A 24,174-nucleotide genomic window follows, 5' to 3' on the forward strand; every position below is an offset into this window, starting at 1 on the left:
GTCGTGGGCGGGGACGACCGCGCGGCGGGACGGTCCCGCGACGGGGACGGTCCCGTTGGCTCAGCGGGCTGCCGTGAGGGTGCCGACGACGAGGCCGGGCCGGTCCGACGAGTCGCCGAGGACGCGGTCGTCGCGAGCCCGGCCATCGCGAGCCCGGTCGTCGCGAGCCCGGTCGTCGCGAGCCCGGTCGTCGCGAGCCCGGTGCGACCCGGACGGGTCCGCTCCGGCCGGGTCCAGCGCGGCTCGGTCGTCGCCCGGACGGTCCTGCAAGGCGCAGAAGGCCCACAAGACCGCGGACGTCGAGAACCAGACGAAGTAGTCGAACGAGAAGAGCGTGACGATCATGACGACGAGGACTGCCCGCCCGGCCCGGGAGGCGTGGACGAACCCGACGACGAGCGCCGCGACCAGTGAGACGATCCCGGCGATCCCGAACGTGGCGAGGGTGGTCACGAGCTGGTTGTCCACGACCGTGAACCCCTCTTGGGGCAGGAGGCCCCGGGCGTACAACTCGGCCTCGCTTCCGAAGCCGCTGCCGGCCAGTGCCTCGAGCGCGGGCCGCGCGAGGAGTCCGGGGACCGATCGGACCGCCCCCATCCGGTTCTCGTAGGAGCCGGAGGCCACGAGCGTCCCGACCGCCTCGACGATCTCGGACGCCAGGGCGGCGGCACCTGCGAGGGCTGCGAGCACGGTCAGGACGATCTTCGCGGCCCGGGACCGCGCCTCGGAGGTCATCAGGACGTAGGTCACGGCGAGGAGGACGGCGGCGACGACGCTTCGGCTTCCCGACAGCAGGATGCCCGCCGACAGCACGAGGACGGCGAACGGCGGGAACCAGACGGGGAAGGCCCGCCGCGCGACGAGGACGAGGACCAGGCAGACCGCGAGGAACACGGCGTACGGGATGGGGTGGCCGAGGGTGCCCTCGACCCGGACGAGACCACCGGGCAGGATCTTGTTGTCGCTGACGAACGAGCGGCCCGTCGCGAGGACCTTGTACCCGAAGGGGATCGGACGGTGGGTGATCGTGAGCTCGACGACTCCGACCACGACCTGCGCGAGGCCGAGGACGACGAGACCGCGGACGAACACGCGGAGGTCGCGGGACGACGACGTCGACACGAGCCACGAGATCACGACCCCGATCGCCGCGAGCTCGGCCATGAGGACGATCGTCGCCGGGGCGAGCGCCAGCACGCAGACGATCGAGAAGGCGAAGAACGCGGTCGTCGCCAGTGTGGCCCGAGGGCGGCCGATCGACCACGACCGGGGCGAGACGAGTGCCGCCACCGAGACGCCGGCCACGGCGGCCACGGCGGCGTGGCGGACGATGTCGGGCGCGGAACCCGACGTCGTCGAGATCAGGACGGCGAAGGCGATGACGAGCGCCGCGCCTCGTCGCCGGTCGGCCGGCAGGAGGAGCCCGCCGACGAATGCGACCAGGGCCGCCGCGACGGCACCGGAGAGGACGACGATCATCGGGCGGCCTCCCCTCGAGCGTGCGGATCCGACGGACCGACCGGGGCGGGCTCGGCGGGGGGCTCGACGGCCGGCACGGACGAGGCGCGGCGCGACCGCGCGAGGACGACGAGCTGGACGACGAGCCCCACGGCCTCGGCCGACACGAGTGCCGACACGGCACCCAGCGCGCCGTGGTGGGCCCCGAGCACGAGGACTCCCGGAACGCCGACGACCGCCGACGCGATCGACGCCGTCGTCGTCTGGGCGTGGCGCCCTGCACTGACCAGGGCGAGGCCGGCGCCACGAGACGTGCAGATGACGGCGATGAGCACGCCGCCCGCCAGGGCGAGGTCGGTCGACACCGGGACGGCGCCCGTGAAGAGGACGACGGCGACGGCCGGCATGGACAGCGCGAAACCGACGCCGACCACGAGGCCGAGCCCGGCGTTGAGACCGAGGGAGACCAGGCTGCGACGGTGCGCGAGTTCGGCGGAGGGCACGCCCACCCAGGTCTGCAGGCGGTCGGGAATCGCGGACACGACCTGCAGCCCCATGCGCAAGGGTCGGTCCACCGCGGCGAATCCGGCGACGGAACCGGGCGAGACGGCGCCCAGCAGGGCCACGGGCAGGGATTTGTAGGTCGTCGCCACGCCCCTCCCGAGCACGAGGACGAGTTGGGAGCGCACGACGGCCGGGACGGCGCGGAAGTCGCCCGCCCCGGGCAGACGGGCACCGCCGAGACGAGGCGCCACGCCGAAGGTGACGGCGGCCGCGAGGACCATGCCCGCGCCGTAGACCTCGAGGGGCGCACCGGCGGCGATCGCGACGGCCGAGACCAGCGAGGCCAGCACGCGCGGCGACGTCTCGGCGACGAGGACCAACAGCGGGCGCCCGAGGCCGATGAAGTACCAGGTCGGGCTGAGTGCGCCGAGCGCGACCCCTACGGAGACGAGCGCGGCCGCCGGGCGGTGTTCGTCCACGACGGCGAGCGTCACGGCCGCCGCGACCGGCAGCAGGACGGCGGTGGCGACGAGCTTGCTGGCCGATGCGGTGGCGAAGAGGTCACCGGGTGGCCGCGTCGCCCGGGCGACGCGTTGCGGGCCCACGATGCTCCAGCCGAGTTCGGCGACGACCGCCGTGGCGATGCCGACGGCCAGGCCGACGGCCACCGCCGCCCAGCCCGATGCCCCGTGGGTCGAGGTGATCGCGGGGATCACGGCCAGCGGGGCGGCCGCACCGAGGGCCGGCACGAGCAGGTGGAGGGCGAGACGGCCGACCTGCCGCCCGAATCCCCTCACGGGTGTTCCCGCCGAGGGCCGAGGGCCGACAGGTGGTCCGTGAACCGGTCGTACGATCTCTGCACCACCGACTCGAGGCGCTCGGCGACGTCGCGGGGCGACTCCGCCTGGTGGGCGAGCGGGGCCCCCACCAACGCGTCGGCGATCGAGGAGGCGCTGGTCGGCTCGGTCTGGACGAGCAGGCCCCCTGCCGCGTACCGGACGTCGTCGAGGGCGCTGGATCGCTGGGTGACGACGGTCCGACCGCACGCCAGCCCCTGCCAGACCTTGTTCGCCACGACGCCGCGGGCCTTGGCCGAGGAGCCGAAGACCCCCAGGACGACGTCGGCCCGGGCGATGTGGGCGAGGAGTTCGCCCTCGGGCACCGCGTCGACGAAGGTGCACCGGTCGCCGAGGCCCGCTCGACGGACCCGGGTCTCGACGGCTCGGCGGGCGGGACCGTCGCCGACGAGGACGACCTCGACCCGGCGACGGGCCCCGATCAGCGTGAGGGCGTCGACGACGAGATCGACGCCGTGGAGGGGGATGTACCCCCCGTAGTACAACACCCGGAGCGCGTCGTGAGGCGGAGCGGGCGGCTGCCGGGTGGCCCAGGCCGGGGCACCGACCGCGAGGGGGACGACCGCCGCCGAGGGGCCGTGGCGCCGGACGATCTCGGCGGCCCGTGGCTCGGTGTCGATCAGGTAGAGATCCGCGCACCTGACGGCCGCGGCGTCGAGCACACGGAACCGGAGGGCCGCGGGCGATGCCGGGGAGACCCGCCGCCAGTCGTCGACCGCCGTCTCGTATTGACCGACGAACCCGTCGACGACGAGAGCGGCACCCTGCAGACGGGCGACGAGCCACGCGAGCGGCGCGTGGCTGAGCCGGAACTCGGAGAGCAGGACGACGTCGGCCTGCCGGGCGCCCCGGACGAGCGAGCGGACGTCGTCGATCGCACGACGCAGCCGACCCGCGGCATGCGACCGCGGCGCGACCACGACCGACGCGCCGAGCTGTCGTTCGAGATGGGCCCGGACGCGGACGTTGCGGGGGTAGCCCGTGTCGTGCACCCCGTACTGGAGGACCCGGAGGGGACCCGCCCCGAGGCGAGGCGCTCGGGTCGGACGACCGGACGGGCCGCTCATCGGGCGGCCGCCGTGATGCCGAGCCGGGACAGACGGTCGACCACGGCGTCGACCGACGCGCCGACGGACAAGAGCGAGGCGTTGGCGGCGACGTGGTCCGAGACCGTCCGGCGCAGCGCGCGGTCGGCGGTCAGGTCGCGGACGGCGGACAGCCACAGGTCGGGTTCGCCCACGGGCAGGACGAGTCGTCGCCGCAGGTCGGGGTCGGTCACGAGGAGGGGCGCGGCACCGTAGCTGTCGCCCAACAGGACGGGCACGCCCGCGGCGGCGGCCTCGACGGCGCTGCGGCCGAAGGCCTCTCGTGAGGCCGTCCCGACGAAGAGCCCGGCGTCGTCCCACAGCCTCGCCGGGTCGACCCACCCGGGCATGGTCACGCCGTCGGGCAAGGAGGCGCGGAGCCGGTCCTCGAGCGGACCCTGCCCGTGCAGGCGGCCGGGGACGCCCGCCCGTGCCGCGAGCTCGACGAACGCCGCAGGCCGCTTGTCGACGTCGAACCGGGCCGCCCAGACGAGAGGTGTGGCGGGCTCGCCCCACGAGCTGCGGGCCGAGAGACGGATGCCGGCCGGGACGAGGTGGGGACGGCGCGCCCGCGCCACCTCGTCGGCGAGGACCGGCGTCGTCGCCCAGACGTCGTCGGCCCCGCGCAGGGCGCGACCCTCGACGAGGCGGAGGGCGATCCGACGGAGGCGCGCCTGCTCACCGGGAGCGGGCCACGGCAGTCCGCGGACCCACGCCACCCAGGGCGTGGACCCGTGACGGCGCAGCCGGGCGAGGGCGACGTCGCTCTGCGTGACGAGCGTGACGACCACGTCGGCGGCATCGGCCTCGGGGGCGCTCGTCACGAGACCGGCGACCTCGTTGACGACCGCGCGACCGTGCGCGTGGACCGTCACCTCGCGGACGCCGGGGGTGGTCGCGACCGTGCCGCGAGCCGTCGGGCGCAGCCCTACGACGGCTCGCCAGTCGAGCCCCCGGCCCCTCGCTTCGGCGACCAGGTCGTGGGTCGAGCGGTAGACCCCGCTGCGGGCCATCAACGGCGCCGCGACGAGCAGGACCCGGGGCGCCGAGCGGGAGCCGCCAGCGGCGGGGGACGGGGCGGACGACGGCACGGAGCACTCTCGCTTCTGTTCGGGAGACAGGAGGTGATCGACCCTCAGGCCGATCATCAAGAGTATAGGTGTGAAATATGAGTCAGGTCAACGATCACCCGACTCGAGGGGTCAGAAGCGGTGACGCACGACCCACGAGTGCATCACCACAGCAGCGGCCGCCGCCGCGTTGATGCTGCGAGTCGAGCCGAACTGCGAGATCTCGAGCACGGCCTCGGCCGCCGCGAGCGCCTCGGGCGACAGGCCCGGCCCCTCCTGCCCGAAGACGAGGACGCAGCGCTCGGGCAGGTCGAACGTCTCGATCGGCACGGACCCCTCGACGTTGTCGACGGCGAGGACGGGGAGGCGCTGCTCACGGGCCCACGCCAGGAACGTCTCGACGTCCGGGTGGTGCAGCACGTGCTGGTACCGGTCGGTGACCATCGCCCCCCGCTTGTTCCACCGGCGGCGACCGATGATGTGCACGGTGTCCGCGGCGAAGGCGTTGGCGCTTCGCACGATCGACCCGATGTTCATGTCGTGCTGCCAGTTCTCGACGGCGACGTGGAAGCCGTGCCGGTGCGCGTCGATGTCGGCCACCACGGCCTCCATCGTCCAGTACCGGTAGCGGTCGACCACGTTGCGTCGGTCACCCTCGCGCAGCAAGTCCGGGTCGAAGTGGTCCCCCTGGGGCCAGGCCTCCTCGCCGCCGGGCCAGGGGCCCACCCCGTGCGTGAGTTCGTCGCTCGGCGGGGTCGGGGACTCGTCCTGGGGCATCCGACCAGGGTAGGCGGTGGGCGGAGGCGACCCGCGCCTCCTCGTCGTCAGGGCACCTCGCTAAGGTGAGCGCCATGGGTGCACGCGAAGACGTCGAATGCTGGCTGACCGACATGGACGGCGTGCTCGTCCACGAGAACCACGCCCTGCCCGGCGCGGCCGAACTGATCCAGCAGTGGCAGGACGAGGGCACGCCCTACCTGGTGCTGACGAACAACTCGATCTTCACCCCGCGCGACCTGGCGGCCCGTCTGCGCGCCTCGGGGCTGCACGTGCCCGAGGAGCGCATCTGGACGAGCGCGCTCGCCACCGCCGACTTCTGCCGGTCGCAGATGCCCGGCGGCTCGGCCTTCGTCATCGGCGAGGCCGGCATGACCACCGCCCTGCACGAGGCGGGGTTCATCATGACCGAGACGAACCCCGACTACGTCGTCGTGGGCGAGACGCGCAACTACTCGTTCGACTCGATCACCAAGGCCGTGCGGCTCATCCTGGGCGGTGCACGCTTCATCGTCACGAACCCCGACGCCACGGGCCCGAGCGCCGACGGCGTGCTGCCCGCGACGGGCGCGATCGCCGCGATGATCTCGAAGGCCACCAACAAGGAGCCCTACGTCGTCGGCAAGCCCAACCCGATGATGTTCCGTTCGGCGATGAACCGCATCGGCGCGCACAGCGAGAACACGGCGATGATCGGCGACCGGATGGACACCGACATCATGGCCGGCATCGAGGCCGGGCTGCACACCATCCTCGTGATGACCGGCATCAGCGACCAGGCCGAGATCGATCGCTACCCGTTCCGGCCGAACGAGATCCTGGCCGGGGTGCACGAACTGGTGCGCAGCGAGCCGATCGAGTCCGACGTGGTGCCGTCCGAGGCCTGAGGCCTCCGGACCTGAGGCCCCCGGAGGCGCGGGCCGCCTCGACGCGTCAGCCCGCGACGGCGACGAGGCTGGTCGTCAGGGGTTCGCCGCCGCTGCGGTTGACGAAGCACGAGTACGTGCGGTCGCCGGCGGCCCACGCGTCGGCGTCGGCCGGGAAGCTCGCGAGCAACTGCACGTCGGGGTAGGCCGCGGCGGCCTGCCGGTCGAGCGCGTCCGCGCCCGTGCAGAGCAGGTTCATCTGGCTCTGCAGCACGTCGGCACCCGGGTAGGCCGCGGCCGCGTCACCGTCGAGGGTGCCCAGTCGGGTGAGCTGGGCGACGTGCGGCTGCGCACAGTCGGCGACCTCGTAGTCCTGCTGCCAGGCCGATTCGAACGCCGAGAAGCATTCGCCGCCCTGCAGGTCGGCGTACGAGTGCGTGCCTGCCGCGAGCGGCCCGGCCGGGGCGACCTCGGCGGCGGGCTCGACCGGCGCAGCCGTCACGGTCCGGGCCGCGGTCGGTGCCGCGGCGGCGGCCGACGCGTCGCTCGTCAGGTCGTCGGTGGAGGCGAAGAGCGATCGCGAGAGGAAGAAGAGCGCGACCAGCAGCAGCAGGATCACGAGCCCGGCACCCACGGCGGCCAAGCCCTTGTGCGACCGGACCCACTCGGCCAGGCCTGCCGTGCGCGGTGTGGTGGCGGGCCTCTCGTCCACCGGACGGGTCTGCGGCACGAACACGCCGGCTCCGCCGACCTCACGGCGGGGCCGCTCACCCGTCAGGGCCGAGGTGGCGCTCATCGAGACGCCGGGCAGCACCTGCGTGGCATCGACCCCGGGGTCGTCGACGTCGGCGCGCTCGTCGAGGGCGGAACGAGGAGGCGCGAACAGCGCGGTCGCGGTCGTCACCTCGGCCCCGTCGTCCAGGCCCTCGTCGTCGGCGTCGGCGTCGGCGTCTGGTTCCGGGTCGGTGCGGGACGACCGCTCGACGTCGGGCACGGGCCCGACCTCGGACGGCGGCACGTCGCCCGAGCCGGACAGCGACCAGGCGCCGGGGGCATCGTCCGCGTTCGCCGCGTGCTCGGGCTCGTGCTCGCTCTCGGGACGTGCGCCCCGCGGCTCGACGGCCGCGGTGCCGGCACCCGACGGGACGACACCGAGGATCTCGGTGAAGGTGGGCTCGCGGTCCCCCCTCGAGCCGGAGTCGGCCGTGGGCTCCGGGACGGACGACGCCTCGGTCGTGGGAGACGGTGTCGGCGTCGGTTTCGGCGAGGAGGGCACCGCTGCGACGCCGGGGACACCGGGCTCGACCCCGCCACGGGAGGCCACCGCGGCGGCAGCGGCCGCAGCAGCCGCGGCCGCCTCGGCCAGGCGACGCTCGCGCCGCGTCATCTCGTGGTGCTCTTCGACCCACCACGGCGCCTCGACACCGCCTTCGCGGGAATCGGCGGCCGGCTCGGGCTCGGGCTCGACATCGGACGCCGGCCCGGGCTGGGGCCCGGGCTCTGCTCGGAACTCCGGCTCGGACGCCGGCTCGTGCTCTGCTCGGAAAGCCGCCTCGGGCTCGGGCTCGGGCATCGGCTCTGGCTCGGGCTCTGCCTGGAACTCCGGCTCGGGCGTCGGCTCGTGCTCTGCTCGGAACTCCGGCTCCACTCGGCGCTCGGGCTCGGGCTCGGGCTCGGGCTCGGGCACGGGCACGGGCACGGGATCGGGCTCGGGCTCGGGCTCGGGCTCGGGCTCGGGCTCGGGCTCGGGCTCGGGCAGAGCATCCCAGTCGAAGGTCGCGGGTTCGGCGGATTCGGCCCGGGGTGCCGAGATGAGGGCGGTGAAGGGCCCTGGCTCGTCGCTCACGCCGGTGCGCTCCTCGACGTCGGCGGGACCCGACGCCTGATCGACGTGATCGGCGTCCGCAGCGGGCTCGGGGTCGGACCGCGGCGACTCGGGTCGCCGCGACTCGGGCTGCGCGGGAACGTCGGGAACGGGCACGGACGACGGGGGCGGCGGAGGCACGGACCCCGTCAGCGCTCCGAGGTCGAGCGCCTGGGGGTGGCCTGACGTCTTCGGCGGAGGCGTCCCGGCCGGGGACTCGGGCACGACGAACGGCAAGGGGGTCGGCGTCGGCGGCACCACGGACGAGTCCTCGGACGGCGGCTCGGCACCCGGGTCAGCCGGTCGCTCGGGGTCGTCGTCATCGTGGGGGACGTCGACCGCTCGGGTGGCCGGCGGCAGGTCGAGCCCCTGGGTGGGGACGTCCTCGGGGGCGGTGTCGGGAAGACGACCCGCGCCTCCTGACGGGGTGTCGGTCGTGTCGTCGTCGTCGTCGGCACCGTCGAACTGGGCGGCGAGCCAGTCGCTGGCGTCGTCGCGCCCGGCGTCGTCGCCGTCGTCGCCCCTGGGCCGGTCGTCGGTCACGGTGTCAACCCGAGGTCTTCCAGCCCGATCGCGGCGAAGTAGGGGTAGCCGGCTGCCTCGATCACCTCGCGGGCTCCGGTGCTGCGGTCGACGACGACGGCGACGGCGGCGATCTCGGCCCCGACGGCCTCGAGGGCCTTGGCGGCGGCGAGGGGTGAACCACCGGTCGTCGAGGTGTCCTCGAGCACGACGACCCGCTTGCCCTCGAGGTCCGGGCCCTCGACCTGCTTGCCACGGCCGTGGTCCTTGGGCTCCTTGCGGACGACGAAGGCGTCGTAGTCCTTGCCGAGCGCCACGCCCTGGTGCAGCACGGCGGCGGCGATCGGGTCGGCGCCCATCGTCAGGCCACCGACCGCGAACACGTCGGGCACCTCGTCGATCAGGTCGACCATGACCCGGCCGATCAAGGGCGCGACGCGGTGGTCGAGGCTGACCTTGCGGAGGTCGATGTAGTACGTCGCCTTCTTGCCGCTGGTCAGCGTGAAGTCGCCGTGGAAGACGGCCTCGGAGCCGATGTAGTCGATGAGCTGCGTGCGTGCGTCGGTCACGGTGACCCATGGTAGAGCAGGCGGGCTCCGAACGTCGGGGCGGGCGGACACGGCTCGACGCCCCATCGGTGGACGGCGGCGGCCTCGGACCCCGCCGGTGCCGGCCCGGTACCGTGGTCGGCATGCGCGTCGCGACCTACAACGTCAACTCCGTCCGGGCTCGAGTGGGCAGGGTCGTCGACTGGCTCGTCCGTGAGGACGTCGACGTCGCGGGACTGCAAGAGATCAAGTGCAAGCCCGAGCAGTTCCCCTACGACGCCTTCCGCGAGGCCGGCTACGAGGTCGAACTGCACGGGCTCAGCCAGTGGAACGGCGTCGCGTTCGTCAGCCGCCTGCCGATGGAGGACGTCGAGATCACCTTCCCGTCGCAGCCGGGCTTCGCCAAGGGCCAGGAAGGCCCCGACCAGCCCAAGGAGGCGCGGGCGATCGGCGTCACGGTCGAGGGCGTCCGCCTGTGGAGCCTCTACGTGCCCAACGGCCGCGAACTGGGCGACCCGCACTACGACTACAAGCTCGACTGGCTCTCGAAGCTCGCCGCCGAGACCGAGGCCTGGCTCGCCGCGCGCCCCGACCAGCCGTTGGCCCTGATGGGCGACTGGAACGTCGCACCGCTCGACACCGACGTGTGGGACATGTCGGTCTTCGAGGGCCACACCCACGTCAGCCAGCCCGAGCGCGACGCCTTCTTCCGTTTCGAGGAGGTCGGCCTGACCGACGTCGTCCGCTCGCGCCTGCCCGAGGGCTACACCTACTGGGACTACAAGCAGCTGCGCTTCCCCAAGAACGAGGGCATGCGCATCGACTTCATCCTGGGCTCGAAGGCCTTCGACGGCCTCGTGACGTCCGCGGCCATCCACCGCGACGAGCGCAAGGGCGACGCCCCGAGCGACCACGTCCCCGTGGTCGTCGACCTCGACCTCGAGACCGAGCTCGACGACGACCGCCCGATGATCTTCTGACGCCTGCGCAGCCTCACCCGGCCTCTCGACGCCAGGAGGCGCGGGTCAGGCGAGCAACGCCGCCACCAGCACCAGCACGGGAACCGAGAGGATGGTCGTCGCCAAGACCGTGTCTCGGGCGACGACGACCCCGGTCTGGTAGCGCTGGGCGTAGTTGAAGACGTTCTGGGCCGACGGCAGACCGGCCAGCACGACCGCCACGAAGAGCTCGTCGCGGTCGAAGTCGAAGACGAACGCCCCGAGCAGCCAGGCCGCGACCGGCATGACGACGAGCTTGAGGACGACGGCGACGACGATGTCGGCGCGCCCTTGCCCTGCCTGGAACGGCTTCGAGCCGTACAACGACATGCCGAACGACAGCAGGACGACCGGCACCGCGGCACCGCCCACCAACTCGAACGGCTCGCGGACGGCCTGGGGGATCTCGAGGCCGGTGACCGCCACGAGCACACCGAGGGCGGACCCGATCAGCAGGGGGTTCGTGAACGGTCGGGCGATGGTGCGCCCGAGGCTGCTGCCGCGGTTCGTCACGGTGTCCATGACGGCGAGCACGATCGGCGTGAGCACGAGCAGCTGGTAGAGCAGGACGGGGGCGACGAAGGTGGCACTGCCCAGCACGTAGGTCGCCACGGGCAGGCCGATGTTGTTCGCGTTGACGTAGGCGCCACCCATCGTCCCGATGGCCGTCTGCGCCGCACTGCGTCGGAGGACGAACGTCAGGACGACGACCGAGAGGACGGCGGCCAGGAGCGAGGCGAGCGCCGAGACCACCAACAACCGCGAGAACAGCACGTGGACGTCGGCCTGCGAGATGGTGGAGAACAGCAGGCAGGGCGTGAGGACGAAGAAGACGAGGCGCGAGAGCACCCGGTGGCCGGATTCTCCGAGCAGGTCGATGCGACCGACGACGTAGCCGGTCACGATGATCACGCCGATGATCGCGAACCCGATCAGCACTCCACCCATGGGTCCATCCTGTCGCACGCCCCGGGGGCCGGCGGGACGACCGGGTCAGGCCACGGGCACGCCGTCCCCCACCGGGGCGCCGATGCGTTCGAGCAGATGCGCCGCCTCGTCCTCGGCCTGGGCGTCGACGGCCCAGGTGACGACACCCGCCTCGCACGCGGCGACGGCGAACGCCTCGCCGGTCGGGAGCCCGCTGGCGCGGGCGAGGTCGTCGGCGAAACGCCTCGCCGCCTGGGCGACCGGGCGATCCGACGCGACGACGACGAGGGCACCGCGACGCAGGCCGTCCGCGAGGCTGTCGACCGCACGGTCGAGCTGTACCGCCGTCGGGGTGGCGGCGTCGACGGCCACCACGGCCCAGTCGAAGCCGACGACGTCGTCGATCGGGGTCGCCATCTCGCACGAGAGCACGACGACCTCGGCGTCGAGTGCCGCCGCCCGATCGGCGACGGGACGGATCACCGGGTACGGACCGGCGAGGACGAGCTTCGGGGCGTGGGCGAACAGCATGACGGGGCCTCTCGGGGTGGAAGGAGCGCCCGGCGGGTCCGACCGGGCGGGACATCGAGTCGACGATGCGTCACGTACTACTCTACGTGTGACATTTACATTGCACAAGACGTTGCGGCCGTCACCGTTCGGAACAGGCCCTGCACTCCCCTGCGCCCCCGCGCCTCCTGACACCCCGGGACCCGGCCGTCGGGCAGAATCGACGGGTGACGCGCCTCCACGATCCCTCGGTCCACACGTTCGCCAGCGACAACTACGCCGGAGCCCACCCCGAGGTGCTGCAGGCGATCGTCGACGCCGCCGGCGGCCACGTCGGCTCGTACGGCGCCGACCCGTACACGCAGCGGCTGGCCGAGGTCGTCGTCGAGACGTTCGGCGAGGGGGCGACCATCGACCCCGTGCTGACCGGCACCGGTGCGAACGTCGCGGCCCTCCAGGCCCTCACCCCGCGCTGGGCGGCCGTGATCTGCGCGACGACCGCGCACGTCTACACCGACGAGGGCGGCGCTCCCGAACGCCTGGGCGGCATCAAGCTGTTGACCGTGCCGACCCCCGACGGCAAGCTCACGCCCGAGCTGATCGACCGGCAGGCCTACGGCTGGGGCGACCAGCAGCGCCCGCAGCCCCTGGCGGTCACGATCACGCAGAGCACCGAGCTCGGCACGGTCTACACGCCCGACGAGATCCGGGCCGTGACCGACCACGCGCACACGCTCGGCATGCGGGTGCACCTCGACGGCGCACGCCTGGCGAACGCCGCCGCCTCCCTCGGCGTCCCGCTCCGCGCGATCACGCGCGACGCGGGCGTCGATTCGGTCTCGTTCGGCGGCACGAAGAACGGCCTGGTGCTGGGCGAGTCGGTCGTGACCTTCTCCGAGGAGGCGCGGGCCGGCCTGGTCTACCTGCGCAAGATGGACGCACAGTTGGCCTCGAAGATGCGCTTCGTCTCGGCACAGTTCCTGGCGATGCTCGACGGCGACCTCTGGCTGCGGTCAGCGACGAGGGCCAACGCGATGGCCGCGCGTCTCGCCGCCGGCTTGGCCACCCTGCCGGGCGTCACGGTCACCCAGGCGGTCGACGCCAACGCCGTCTTCGTCGTCCTGCCGCCCGAGGCCGTGGAACCCCTTCGCGCCGCGCACCACTTCTACGACTGGAACCGCGCCACGGGCGAGGTGCGACTCATGTGCTCCTTCGACACCACCGAGGCGCACGTCGACCGGTTCGTCGAGGACGCCCGCACGCTCGTCGGCTGAGGCCGGGTCCGCTCAGGCCAGGTCGGGTCAGGCCAGGTCGGGTCAGGCCAGGTCCGCTCCGGCCGGGTTCGCTCAGGCTCGGGCGGCCTCGACGAACGCACGGATCAGGTCGACGCTCTTCACGCCGCGCGACGACTCGACGCCCGAGCTGACGTCGACCCCGACGGCACCATGGGGTCGGAGTCCGGCCAGCAGCCCGGCGACGTTGTCCGAGGTGAGCCCGCCGGCCAGCAGCCACTCCCGGGCAGGCGGCGCCGACAGCAGCGGCCCGACGTCGAAGGTGGCGCCGGCACCGGGGTCGATCGCGTCGAGGAGCAGGGCGTCCTCTCGGAAGGCGACCCGCGCCTCCTCGGGTTCGGCCGCGTAGACGGCGGCGCTGACGGCACGGATCACCCGGAAGCCCGCCGCATGGGCGGCGGCAACGTCCGCCGGGGTCTCGTCGCCGTGCAGCTGGACGGTCGACACCGAGGAGGCGCGGGCCGACTCGAGCACCGTCTCGATGCCCTGCCCGCGGAACACGCCGACGGTCTCGACGCCCGCCGGCACGCGCGCCGCCAACGCGCGTGCACCCTCGGGATCGATCGTGCGCGGACTGCCGGCCGCGAAGACGAACCCCACGGCGTCGGCCCCGGCCTCGACGGCGGCGTCGACCGTCTCGGGCGTGGACAGGCCGCAGATCTTCACCCAGGTGCGCATGGTTCCAGTCTGCCGGGCTCAGGCGGGCAGGTCGTCCAGGTCGCCGGGCGTGGGCTCGCCGACGTCGTGCCGCACGACCGTCAGCCCCTCGCCCCCGTCGGCCACGTCGACCCGCACGGTGTCGCCGTCGGCGATCTCGCCCCCGAGCAGCGCCATCGCGAGCTTGTCGTCGATCTGACGCTGCATGAGGCGGCGCAACGGCCGGGCGCCGTAGATCGGGTCGTAGCCGCGGTCGGCGAGCCAGGCCCGCGCGTCGGGGGTGACGGCGAGCGCGAGGCGGCGATCGGTGAGCCGTCGTCCGAGGCGGTCGACGTAGAGCGACACGATCTGGCCGAGGTCGTCGGTGCTGAGGGTCGAGAACACGACGATGTCGTCGAGCCGGTTGACGAACTCGGGCTTGAACGCCTGGCGCACCAGGCCCTGCACCAGCTCTTCTTTCTCGGGGTCGCTGAGGCCGGGATCGGTGATGACCTGCGAGCCGAGGTTCGACGTCAGCACCAGGATCGTGTTGCGGAAGTCCACGGTTCGGCCCTGCCCGTCGGTCAGCCGGCCGTCGTCGAGCACCTGCAGCAGGACGTCGAAGACCTCGGGGTGGGCCTTCTCGACCTCGTCCATCAGCACGACGCTGTACGGGCGACGACGCACGGCCTCGGTCAGCTGACCACCGGCTTCGTAGCCCACGTACCCGGGAGGCGCGCCCACGAGGCGGGACACGCTGTGCTTCTCGCCGTACTCGCTCATGTCGATGCGGACGAGCGCCTTCTCGTCGTCGAAGAGGAAGTCGGCGAGGGCCTTGGCGAGCTCGGTCTTGCCCACCCCGGTGGGGCCGAGGAAGAGGAACGAACCGGTCGGGCGGTCGGGGTCGCTGATGCCCGCGCGGGTGCGACGCACCGCCTCGCTGACGGCCTGGACGGCGGCCTTCTGACCGATGAGGCGCCTCCCGAGTTCGCTCTCGAGGTGCAGCAGCTTCTCGGTCTCGCCGCTGAGCAGACGACCGACCGGGATGCCGGTCCAGGCCGCGACGACCTCGGCGATGTCGGCATCGGTGACCGAGTCGCTGACCAGCCGGTCGCCGGACTTCTCGAACGACTCGGCATCGGCGAGGCGCTTCTCGATGTCGGGGATGCGCTCGTAACTGATGCGCGCCGCATCTTCGTAGCGCCCTTCGCGCAGGGCACGGTCAGCGTCGATGCGGGCGTCGTTGAGGTCGCTGCGCAGCGTGCCGACGCCCTGCAGCGCGGCCTTCTCGGCCTGCCACCGGGCGTCGAGGTCGTCGTAGGCGGCCTGCTGCTGGGCGATGGTCTCGCGCAGGGTGGCGAGACGCGCCTGCGAGGCGTCGTCCGTCTCCTTCTTGAGGGCCAGCTCTTCGATCTGGAGGCGCACCAGGCCCCGGTAGAGCTGGTCCAGCTCGACGGGCGACGAGTCGATCTCCATCTTGAGGCGTGAGCCCGCCTCGTCGACGAGGTCGATCGCCTTGTCGGGTAGCTGACGGCTGGGGATGTAGCGGTTGGACAAGGAGGCGGCGGCCACCAGGGCGCCGTCGGTGATCGTGACCCCGTGGTGCGCCTCGTACCGCTCCTTGAGCCCGCGGAGGATCGCGACGGTGTCCTCGACGCTGGGCTCGCCGACGTAGACCTGCTGGAAGCGGCGCTCGAGGGCGGCGTCCTTCTCGATGTACTGGCGGTACTCGTCGAGGGTGGTGGCGCCGATGAGGCGCAGCTCGCCGCGGGCGAGCATCGGCTTGAGCATGTTCGAGGCGGCGACCGAGCCCTCGCCCCCGCCGGCACCCATCAGGGTGTGCAACTCGTCGATGAAGGTGATGACCTGGCCGTCGCTCTTCGTGATCTCTTTGAGCACGTCCTTCAGGCGCTCTTCGAACTCGCCGCGGTACTTGGCCCCGGCGACGAGGGCGGCGAGGTCGAGACTGATCAGGCGTTTGTCTTTCAGGCTGTCGGCGACGTCCCCCTCGACGATGCGCTGGGCGAGGCCCTCGACGACGGCGGTCTTGCCGACGCCGGGCTCGCCGATCAGGACGGGGTTGCTCTTGGTGCGGCGGGTGAGCACCTGGCTGATGCGACGGATCTCGGCGTCGCGGCCGATGACGGGGTCGAGCTTGCCGCTGCGGGCGATGGCGGTGAGGTCGACGCCGTACTTCTCGAGCGCCGACTTCTGCTTCTCGTCGGAAGCCGGAGCGCCCTGCATGTTCGCCATGGATGTGCCTTTCTCGAAACTTGAGTGGAGCTGGCTCAAGTTTACGCCGACACGCCCGGATCGCAAGCCCTCGCACTTGTCATGTTGTGCATGCCTTGTTTTGTGTCTAACATTTCACTATCTGTTCGCCTGGCGGCGCATCGCGCTGCCCAGACATGAAAGAACACCTCTCACACATGAAGAAAACTCTCAAGCGCACCGGCGCGATCGGGCTCGCCGCAGCCACGATCGTCACCGGTCTCAGCTTCGGACCTGCGGCGGCAACGGCGACGAGCCCGGCGGATGCTTCCACCACGGCTCTGCCCGTGCCAGGGTCCTCCGCCAAGGTCGTCTCGCCAGTCGGCAACGGCAAGTACTACGGCGGCCTGCCCTCGTCGCCGACACACATCCAGCAGTACGACACGAAAGCCGCCGCTGACGCGGCCTCGGCCGGGCTCCGCATCGACTCCACGGGCGAGGGTTGGTTCCGCGCGGTCGTCAGGGACGGATCAGCCACGGGCGAGTGCCTCAGCATCTTCCCCATGACCGGGGGCGACACGCTGCACACCAAATCCTGCAGCGGCACGAACACGGAATGGAGTCTGGACGCGCAGGGCCGGATGGTGAACCGCCAGAGTGGCCAGTACGTCACGAACACCGTCCGCTACGTCGACGCGTACAAGCGTTCCTACTTCGCCATGGGTGGCAGTGGCCCCGCTGCGGAGTTCGAAGGCGTCGAAGCTGGTCTGTCCGCGAAGGTCGACTCGGTCGACATCCCGAACCGCACCGCCCGCATCTCGGGCTGGGCCGTGCCCGCCGCGTACGTCGTGATCAACGGTGAGGACCAGGTCCAGGCCGGTACCGACGGCACGTGGTCCTACGAACTCATCGACCTCAAGCTCGGGTCGAACCCGGTGACCCTCGAGCAGTACGAGGACACCGTCAAGACCGGCGAGACCACCCTCGACGCCGAGCTGAAGGTCGCCCCCGTGACCGGTGTGGGGTCGTTCCCGGCCGACCTCGGCCAGAACGCCGTGCTCTCCGGCACTGCGCAGCCCGGCGCGACGATCGTGATCCGTGACGTGAACGGCGACGAGATCACCCGCACCGAGGCCCGCCTGGGCTCGGGCACGTGGTCGACCCCGATCAGCGCCCCGAACGCCGGCGGCGACTACGACGTGCGCGTCCACCAAGAGATCGACGACGAGGCCACGGGCGAGATCATCGTCTCCGTCGCCTACGGCGCCGCGGTCCAGATCACCGCTCCCGTCGAGGGCATGGCCCACGACGGCGGCCCCGTCACCATCCGCGGCACCGGCGAGGTCGGCGCCCAGGTCGTCGTCCGCGAAGAGGGCCGCAGTACCGTCCTCGGCACCGCCCAGGTGCTCGCCAACGGCCAGTTCACCATCCGCACCACCAACGTCGACGACCGCAAGCACGTCCTCGAGGCCACCCAGTCCGGCAAGGGCAACAACACCACCCTCTCGACGGTGACCCTCAACCCCGAGAACGGCGAACAGCCCCCCGTAATCGTCGCCCCGACTGTCGAGACCCCTGAAGCAGGCTCCACGGTCACGACCAGCCGCCCGGTCTTCTCCGGTCACGGACAGGACGGCGCCACCGTCACCATCGGCTACGGGCCCAACAGCATCATCGGGACCGGCACCGTCGTCGACGGCGAGTGGACCATCACCCCGAACCGCGGGCTCAGCCTCGGCACGAGCAACCTCGTCGTCACCCAGACGGCAGGCGACGACGTGCAGCGCGTCACCCACACCATCAACCGCGTGGCCGCAGAACTGCCCCTGAGCGTCACGAGCCACGTGAACGACCAGTTCTACGAAGCAGGCGTGACCACCTTCCGCGGTACCGCACCGATCGGCTCGACCGTGACCGCGAAGAACCAGTGGGGCACCCCGATGGGCGCCGCCAACGCCGCCGACGGTACCTGGGCCTTCAACCGCAACCTCGGCCCCACCACCGCCGGCTACCTCATCACCTTCACCGCCACGCCCCAGGTGGGCACCCCCCAGGTCGTGACGCTGAAGCTGAACTACGAGAACGTCGTCGCGTTCCAGGTCACCAGCCCGACGAACAACAGCACCTACACCGAGGGCACCACCACGTTCCGCGGCACCGCAGCCCCCCAGGCCGCCATCACCGCCACGAACCAGTGGGGCACCGCCATGGGCAGCACGAGCGCGAACCTCGAGGGCGCCTGGAGCTTCAACCGCTACCTCGGGCCCACCTCGGCCGGCTACGACATCACCTTCGTCGCCACCAAGGGCGGCGACGTCCAGCGTCAGCTGATCCACCTCGACTACCGCGCGACGAACGTCCCCGTGGCCGTCACGAGCATCGCCGACGGTGACACCTACCGTCCCGGCATGAACGTCCTCGAGGGCACCGGCACCCCCGGCGCCACCGTCCGGGCCGTCAACGCCACGAACAACTGGAACGTGCCCATGGGCCAGGCCGAGGTCGACTCCGAAGGCAACTGGGCCCTGCCCGAGCGCAACTGGGGCCCGGCGAACGACTACGCCATCAAGGTCACCCAGACGAACCCCGACAAGTCGACCACCGAGACCACGGTCAACGTCAAGGCGCCCCGGTTCGCCCCCCTCGTCCTGACCAGCCCCGCGGTCGGCGACACCTACGAGAACGGGGTGGCCGCCACCTTCACCGGTACCGCCACGCCGTTCGCCACCGTCACCGTCAGCTCCGCCACGAGCTCCACGGTCTACCGCGAGGTCCAGGCCGACGCCCAGGGCAACTGGTCCTTCAGCCGTGCCTGGGGCCCCAGCCACAACTACACGCTGAACATCACCCAGAAGGCCCTCGACGGCCAGACGGGTGACCCGATCAGCGGCTTCGCCTGGCACCCCAGCGGCAACTAGCACCACACCGCGACACCCGCACCACAGCGACACCGCACCACCCCGCCGGGGAGGCACCGACACGGTGTCTCCCCGGCCCCCCCAAACCATCCGCCGGCCGCATCCCGAGCCGACGCCCCGCACCGTCCCCCCACCTCCCGAAGGGAACCACCATGCGCACCTCCACCCTGCGGACAGCCGCCCTCGGCGTCGTGCTCGTCGCCGCCCTCGCCGGCTGCACCTCGAACGCCACCAGCACCGAGGCGGAGGCCGAGACGACGCCCCTCGCCGAGGTCACCCCCGAACCCGCCGTCACCGAGACCTGCATCGACGGCAACGCCGTCGTCGTCCTCGACGAGGACACCCCCGAGGTCACCTTCACCGAGCCCTGCGACAGCGTCAACGTGGTGGGCAGCGACGGCACCGTCACCCTCGCCGACGTGAGTCACCTCGTGGTCGAGGGCCAGGGCGTCACCGTCACGGCCGGTGCCGTGGGCACGGTCGACTTCGCCGGCGACGGCAACGCCGTCAGCCACACCGGGGCCGCCCCGACCGTCAATGAGAACGGCACCTTCGACAACACCGTCACCGCCCGCTGATGGTCGCCCTCCTCCCCCGACGCGGACCGACCGCCGCCGCCCTGGTCGCGGCCACGATGATCCTCTCGTTCTCGGCGTGCTCGTCCGCCGAGAACGACGCGACACCGAGCCCGACCACGACCACGACCAGCACCGCAAGCTTGGAGGCCGCCCCCGTCGGCAGCTGTGACGACGGCTTCATGCTGGTCGACCTCGGCGCCATCGACGACGACGCGCCCTCGCTCGACACGAGCAGCTGCGACCTGGTCTCGATCGTCGGCTCGACCGGCACCGTCGTGCTCGACGAGGTCGGCACGCTCGTCGTCGAAGGCTCCGACGTGACCGTCTCGGTGCAGGACGTCGGCACCGTGCAGCTCGCCGGGGACCGCAACACGGTCCACCACGCCGGCGAGGCCCCGGCCGTCGACGACCTGGGCCACGACAACACCGTCACCGCCGCGGCCGAACCCGCCGCGGAGTGACCGGGAGGCAGGTCCAGCCTCTGGCTGGACCTGCCCTTTCATGCGCTGACGCCCCGAACCGCACCGCCCACCCTCCATCCCCACCCCGGAGCACCCCATGACGACGACCGCGACCCTGGTCAGCCTCGCGACGGCCATCGCCCTCGGCGCGGCCCTCGCCGGCTGCACGAGCGCCTCCTCGACGATCGACCCGGGCCCCTCCGCGACCACCACGTCGACCGCCACCGCACCGCCAGCGGGCGGCCCCTCCATCGCGGGCAGCGACTCGACGGCGACCGATCCCGCCGACGACACGTGCGTCGACGGCTTCGCCTGGATGCAGTTCGGCGACGGCGAACCCCGCACGAAGACCCTGCCCGACGGCTGCGACACCGTCATCGTCAACGGCAGCGACGCCGAGCTGACCCTCGGTCCGACCCGGGTCGTGGTCGTCATGGGCGACCGCAACACCGTCGACGTGCCCCGCGTCGACCAGGTCGACGCGATGGGTGACGACAACACCATCCGGCTCGACGACGACCTGCAACCCCTGCTCAACACCGACGGCACGGGCAACGTCGTCACCACTCGCTGACGCGGCGGACCGGACAGGCCCTCCGCCGCACGCGCGCATCCGAGCCCAAGCCCGAGTCCGAGTCGAGCCCGAGCCCGAGCCCGAGCCCGAGCCCGAGCAAACGGGCGCGGACCCGTGCGGGTCGGCACCCCGACGCTCCCTCCCACTTCGACGGTGCATCATGGGCCGATGCTCGACCACGCCCTCGCCCGCCGCCTGCGCGATGCCGGACTCCGCTGGCGGCCCCGCGCCGGAGACCGCTTCGTCATCGAGACCCCGGGATTCGACGGCGACGTCTTCACGCTCAGCGACATGACCATCGAGGTCCACGAGTACCCCACGGGCACGGAACTCGGCTTCAACGGCACCACCGAGTGGGCCCTGGACTCGGTGGCCGCGGACGACAGCCTGTGGCTGCCCCGCGAGGACCAGCTGCGCGAGCTCCTCGGCCCCGTGTTCCGCGGGCTGGCGCGACACGTCGACACCGGCTCCCGCCCCGGCAGCGACAGCGACAGCGACATCACCACGAACCCAGGCGGCGACCCCGACATCAGCGGTGACCGAGACGGTGGCGGGACCGTCTACGAGGTGACCACCCGCCCGACGGGAGGCGACACGGACCTCCGGCACCGCGCCTCCGTCGCCGAGGACGCCTACGCGCACGCCCTGCTCGCCTACATCGACGCGTCGCTGCGCCTCGACGAGGTCGAGGTGGAGACCGAGGCCGAGGCCCGCTGACAGGACCCGACCCGGGCCCCGCCCCGGGTCAGCCCCGACGGACCGACCGCGTCACCGTGAACCGCCGGTCACGGGCCACCTGGGTGGTCGGTCCCACGACGCGCTCGAGGACCGGCCGGTGGCCGAGGGGCGAGTTCCACACGCACCAGAGCTCGCCGCCCGGGCGCAGCAGACGGGCGGCCGCCTCGAACAGCTTGTGGGCGATGGCCGTGTGCACCGTCGCCCCGACGTGGAACGGCGGGTTCAGCAGCACGACGTCGGCGGAGGCCTCGGGCAACGACGACCCGGCGTCGTCGCGCGACACGACGACCCGATCGGCCACGCCGGTCGCCGTCATGGTGGCCCGCGCCGACTCGACCGCCGCCCACGACTGGTCGGTGGCGACCACCCGGGCGTCCGGTCGGGCGAGGGCGAAGGAGGCGGCGAGCACTCCGGTGCCGCACCCCAGGTCGACGACGTCCCGGGCCTCGGGAGCCGCGCGGTCGAGGACGGCGAGCAGCGCTCGGGTGCCGACGTCGATCGAGGTGCCCGCGAACGCCGCACCGTGGGCGACGACGACCACGTCGCCGTGACGCGAGGTGCGCGGCCAGCCGAGCGCGCCTCCTGGGGTCGGGGTCGTCGCGGTCAGCACCCGGGACTTCTGGCGGGACAGCCCGGCGGTCACCTCGCCGAAGTGGCGCGCCAGGACGTCGTTCATCGCGAGGGTCATGTGCTTGACGCGTCCCCCGGCGAGGACGCGGACGTCGGGGTGGGCGTACCGGGCGATCGACCCCGCGATCTCGTCGAGCGCGTCGAGCCCTCGGGGCAGCTGCAGCAGCACCGTCCGCGCGCCCTCGAGGAGGGCCTCGTCGAGACCGTGGTGCGACCACGTCGTGGCGAGACCGAGGCGGCCGGCGTTGGCGTCGAGCGCGCGTTCGCCCGAGAGGGCGTCCTGGTGCACGCGGACGGGGGTGCCGGGCGACAGGGCCGCGACCCCGAGGCTCAGCGCGCCGTAGCGGTCGCCGATGACGGTCACGGCCTCGGGGTGGTCGGCGAGCGCCTCGTCGGCGGTGTCGAGCAGCAGCCGGTCGCTGGCGTCGTGCGCGACGAGTTCGGGGGCCTCGATGTCGGGCCACCGGCGCAGCTGCTCGAAGTCGATCACCCGCCAACGCTAGTCCGCGCGGCCGACCTGTCACGACCTGCCGCCCACCTCCCGGTGCGCGCTGCGGGTCGCGACCTCTCGGGGCCGCGCGTCAGCGCAGCGGCCGCCAGACGACGACCGAGGTCTGCCGTGACGGGCGGGTGCCGTGTCGCAGCGGCACGACGCCGCTCTCGCCCGCGGCGAAGACCCGGGCGCCGGGCCGGTTGACCATCTCGTCGGCCAGGGCCCGTTCGAGCTCGCGCACCCGGGACTGCAACGAGGTGACCTGGTTCTCGAGTTCGAGGATGCGCTTGATGCCCTCGAGCGAGATGCCCTCGCCGCCGAGTCGGGCGATCTCTCGCAACTGGACGACGTCCCGCATCGAGTAGCGCCTCGACTTGCCCGCGGTGCGCTGCGGGACGACCAGGCCGAGCCGGTCGTACTGCCGCAGGGTCTGCGCGTGCAGGCCCGAGAGCTCGGCGGCGGTCGCGATCGCGAAGAGGGGCGAGTGCTCGTCCATCGGCCACTGGGTGGGGTCCGGTCGGTCCATCTCGTCTCCTGTCTCGTCGCTCGTGGCCTGCCGCCGAGGAGGCGCGGGTCGGGTCGGTCTCGTCAGGCCCGGGCGCGGGCGATCAGGTCGTCGCGCGGGTTCTCGGCCGGCAGCGCGGCGGCCAGGGCCTCGACGGCCTCGCGCGCCTTGTCGTTGAGGTGCGCGGGCACCGCGACCTGGACGGTGGCGAGCAGGTCGCCGACGCCGTCCTTGGCGTGCACGCCGCGCCCCTTGACGCGCAGGACGCGACCCGAGGGCGTGCCCGGTGCGACGCGCAGACGCACGGGGTCGCCGCCCAGGGTGGGCACCTCGATGGTCGCACCGAGCGTCGCCTCGGCGAAGGTGACCGGTACGTCGAGACGCAGGTTCTTGCCGTCGAGCTCGAAGACGGGGTGCTTGCGAACGGCGACGGTCAGCACCATGTCGCCGGCCTCGCCGCCGTCGGGGCTCTGCTCGCCGCGACCGCGCAGCTTGATCTTCTGGCCGTCGTGCACGCCGGCCGGGATGCGGACCTTCATCGGCTTGCCGTTCGAGGCCTGCAGCGTGATGGTCTCGCCGACGATGGCGGTCTGGAAGTCGAGGGTCGTCGTGGCCGTCATGTCGCGGCCCTTCTGCGGGCCGCCGAAGCCGCGGTAGCCGCCGCTGGTCTGGCCGAAGCCACCACCGCCGAACATGCCGCCGAAGATGTCGTCGAAGCCGCCGCCACCGCCGCCCTGGCGGAACTGCGTGCGCTGTCCGCCCTGGTTGAACATGCCGCCGAAGACGTCCTCGAAGCCGCCGCCCGCGCCTCCGGGGCCGCCGCTGCCGGCCGCGAAGCGGGCACCGCCGCCCATGGCGCGCACCTGGTCGTACTCGCGACGCTGCTCGGGATCGGAGAGCACCGAGTGGGCCTCACTGATCTCTTTGAACTTCGCCTCGCTGGCCGCGTCGCCGGGGTTGGAGTCGGGGTGGTACTTGCGCGCGAGCTTGCGGTAGACCTTCTTGAGCTCGGCGGGCGTGACGTCTTTGGAGACACCGAGGACGGCGTAGAAGTCCTTGTCGAACCAGTCCTGACTCGCCATGCGGCACCTCCTTCCTTGACTGGAGGTCGCTGCCTGGCAGCGACCGGAAGAGAACGGGGGAGGCGGTGGG

General features: G+C 72.4%; 22 protein-coding genes. 8 read left to right on the forward strand and 14 right to left on the reverse strand.

Going from position 1 to position 24,174, the window contains the following annotated elements:
- Nucleotides 1–60: 60 nt before the first annotated feature.
- The 5 genes from IFT36_RS03380 to IFT36_RS03400 form a co-directional block, all read right to left on the reverse strand.
- Nucleotides 61–1,479, reverse strand: a complete 1,419-nt coding sequence (locus IFT36_RS03380) for a hypothetical protein (protein ID WP_200412414.1) — start codon at nt 1,477–1,479, stop codon at nt 61–63.
- On the reverse strand, nt 1,476–2,759 hold the full coding sequence (locus IFT36_RS03385) for a hypothetical protein (protein WP_200412415.1): 1,284 nt from the start codon (nt 2,757–2,759) through the stop codon (nt 1,476–1,478). The genes IFT36_RS03380 and IFT36_RS03385 overlap by 4 nt, the downstream gene beginning before the upstream one ends.
- Nucleotides 2,756–3,811, reverse strand: a complete 1,056-nt coding sequence (locus tag IFT36_RS03390) for a glycosyltransferase (RefSeq protein ID WP_200412416.1) — start codon at nt 3,809–3,811, stop codon at nt 2,756–2,758. Before IFT36_RS03390 ends, IFT36_RS03385 begins: the two co-directional genes overlap by 4 nt.
- A gap of 71 nt (nt 3,812–3,882) precedes the next feature.
- Nucleotides 3,883–4,995 carry a glycosyltransferase family 4 protein gene (locus IFT36_RS03395; RefSeq protein ID WP_200412417.1) on the reverse strand — a complete coding sequence of 371 codons (1,113 nt, stop codon included), beginning with the start codon at nt 4,993–4,995 and terminating at the stop codon, nt 3,883–3,885.
- Nucleotides 4,996–5,106: 111 nt separating this feature from the next.
- Entirely contained in the window at nt 5,107–5,751 is a 645-nt protein-coding gene (locus IFT36_RS03400) for a TrmH family RNA methyltransferase (RefSeq protein ID WP_200412418.1), read from the reverse strand.
- A gap of 74 nt (nt 5,752–5,825) precedes the next feature.
- On the opposite strand from IFT36_RS03400, the gene IFT36_RS03405 reads away from it, so the two are divergent.
- Nucleotides 5,826–6,638, forward strand: a complete 813-nt coding sequence (locus IFT36_RS03405) for an HAD-IIA family hydrolase (RefSeq protein WP_055978234.1) — start codon at nt 5,826–5,828, stop codon at nt 6,636–6,638.
- A 46-nt stretch (nt 6,639–6,684) separates the two neighbouring features.
- Here IFT36_RS03405 and IFT36_RS16860 read toward each other — a convergent pair whose 3' ends face one another.
- Nucleotides 6,685–9,024: a septum formation family protein gene (locus tag IFT36_RS16860; protein ID WP_200412419.1), complete on the reverse strand. Its 2,340-nt coding sequence runs from the start codon at nt 9,022–9,024 to the stop codon at nt 6,685–6,687.
- Complete coding sequence (gene pyrE, locus IFT36_RS03415) at nt 9,021–9,572, reverse strand: orotate phosphoribosyltransferase (RefSeq protein ID WP_200412420.1); 552 nt, start codon at nt 9,570–9,572, stop codon at nt 9,021–9,023. Before pyrE ends, IFT36_RS16860 begins: the two co-directional genes overlap by 4 nt.
- Nucleotides 9,573–9,694: 122 nt before the next feature.
- On the opposite strand from pyrE, the gene IFT36_RS03420 reads away from it, so the two are divergent.
- Nucleotides 9,695–10,531 (forward strand): exodeoxyribonuclease III, encoded by an 837-nt coding sequence (locus IFT36_RS03420; RefSeq protein WP_055978282.1) that lies wholly within the window; start codon nt 9,695–9,697, stop codon nt 10,529–10,531.
- A gap of 45 nt (nt 10,532–10,576) precedes the next feature.
- Here the strand turns inward: IFT36_RS03420 and IFT36_RS03425 are convergent, their stop codons facing one another.
- The gene (locus IFT36_RS03425) at nt 10,577–11,497 is read right to left on the reverse strand and encodes an AEC family transporter (RefSeq protein WP_200412421.1); all 921 of its coding nucleotides are present in this window, start codon (nt 11,495–11,497) and stop codon (nt 10,577–10,579) included.
- A gap of 45 nt (nt 11,498–11,542) precedes the next feature.
- Nucleotides 11,543–12,007 carry a hypothetical protein gene (locus tag IFT36_RS03430; RefSeq protein WP_055978226.1) on the reverse strand — a complete coding sequence of 155 codons (465 nt, stop codon included), beginning with the start codon at nt 12,005–12,007 and terminating at the stop codon, nt 11,543–11,545.
- Nucleotides 12,008–12,213: 206 nt separating this feature from the next.
- On the opposite strand from IFT36_RS03430, the gene IFT36_RS03435 reads away from it, so the two are divergent.
- On the forward strand, nt 12,214–13,260 hold the full coding sequence (locus IFT36_RS03435; RefSeq protein ID WP_307785014.1) for a threonine aldolase family protein: 1,047 nt from the start codon (nt 12,214–12,216) through the stop codon (nt 13,258–13,260).
- A 72-nt stretch (nt 13,261–13,332) separates the two neighbouring features.
- On the opposite strand, the gene IFT36_RS03440 is transcribed toward IFT36_RS03435, so the two are convergent.
- Both IFT36_RS03440 and IFT36_RS03445 read right to left on the reverse strand, forming a co-directional pair.
- Entirely contained in the window at nt 13,333–13,956 is a 624-nt protein-coding gene (locus tag IFT36_RS03440; protein WP_056049650.1) for a phosphoribosylanthranilate isomerase, read from the reverse strand.
- A gap of 18 nt (nt 13,957–13,974) precedes the next feature.
- Nucleotides 13,975–16,167, reverse strand: coding sequence for an ATP-dependent Clp protease ATP-binding subunit (locus IFT36_RS03445; protein ID WP_200412422.1), 2,193 nt, complete (start codon nt 16,165–16,167; stop codon nt 13,975–13,977).
- A 176-nt stretch (nt 16,168–16,343) separates the two neighbouring features.
- Between IFT36_RS03445 and IFT36_RS03450 the strand changes: the two genes are divergently transcribed.
- From IFT36_RS03450 to IFT36_RS17070, 5 genes are all read left to right on the forward strand, one after another.
- Nucleotides 16,344–19,043 (forward strand): Ig-like domain-containing protein, encoded by a 2,700-nt coding sequence (locus tag IFT36_RS03450; RefSeq protein ID WP_192124882.1) that lies wholly within the window; start codon nt 16,344–16,346, stop codon nt 19,041–19,043.
- A gap of 152 nt (nt 19,044–19,195) precedes the next feature.
- Entirely contained in the window at nt 19,196–19,621 is a 426-nt protein-coding gene (locus IFT36_RS03455) for a hypothetical protein (RefSeq protein WP_192124884.1), read from the forward strand.
- Entirely contained in the window at nt 19,621–20,082 is a 462-nt protein-coding gene (locus IFT36_RS03460; protein WP_192124886.1) for a DUF3060 domain-containing protein, read from the forward strand. Before IFT36_RS03455 ends, IFT36_RS03460 begins: the two co-directional genes overlap by 1 nt.
- A 97-nt stretch (nt 20,083–20,179) precedes the next feature.
- Nucleotides 20,180–20,656: a DUF3060 domain-containing protein gene (locus IFT36_RS03465; RefSeq protein WP_192124888.1), complete on the forward strand. Its 477-nt coding sequence runs from the start codon at nt 20,180–20,182 to the stop codon at nt 20,654–20,656.
- Nucleotides 20,657–20,824: 168 nt separating this feature from the next.
- Nucleotides 20,825–21,373 (forward strand): pilus assembly protein CpaE, encoded by a 549-nt coding sequence (locus IFT36_RS17070; RefSeq protein ID WP_200412423.1) that lies wholly within the window; start codon nt 20,825–20,827, stop codon nt 21,371–21,373.
- Between the two features lie 28 nt (nt 21,374–21,401).
- On the opposite strand, the gene IFT36_RS03475 is transcribed toward IFT36_RS17070, so the two are convergent.
- The 3 genes from IFT36_RS03475 to IFT36_RS03485 form a co-directional block, all read right to left on the reverse strand.
- A complete protein-coding gene (locus IFT36_RS03475) occupies nt 21,402–22,514 on the reverse strand; it encodes a class I SAM-dependent methyltransferase (RefSeq protein WP_159825569.1) in 1,113 nt (370 codons plus the stop codon).
- 91 nt (nt 22,515–22,605) lie between these two features.
- Nucleotides 22,606–23,013 carry a heat shock protein transcriptional repressor HspR gene (locus IFT36_RS03480; protein WP_056049862.1) on the reverse strand — a complete coding sequence of 136 codons (408 nt, stop codon included), beginning with the start codon at nt 23,011–23,013 and terminating at the stop codon, nt 22,606–22,608.
- Nucleotides 23,014–23,105: 92 nt separating this feature from the next.
- A complete protein-coding gene (locus IFT36_RS03485; protein WP_056049686.1) occupies nt 23,106–24,104 on the reverse strand; it encodes a DnaJ C-terminal domain-containing protein in 999 nt (332 codons plus the stop codon).
- Nucleotides 24,105–24,174 lie beyond the last annotated feature (70 nt).

This window comes from Frigoribacterium sp. CFBP 13605 (assembly GCF_014839405.1).
In the GTDB taxonomy this organism is placed as follows: Bacteria; Actinomycetota; Actinomycetes; order Actinomycetales; family Microbacteriaceae; genus Frigoribacterium.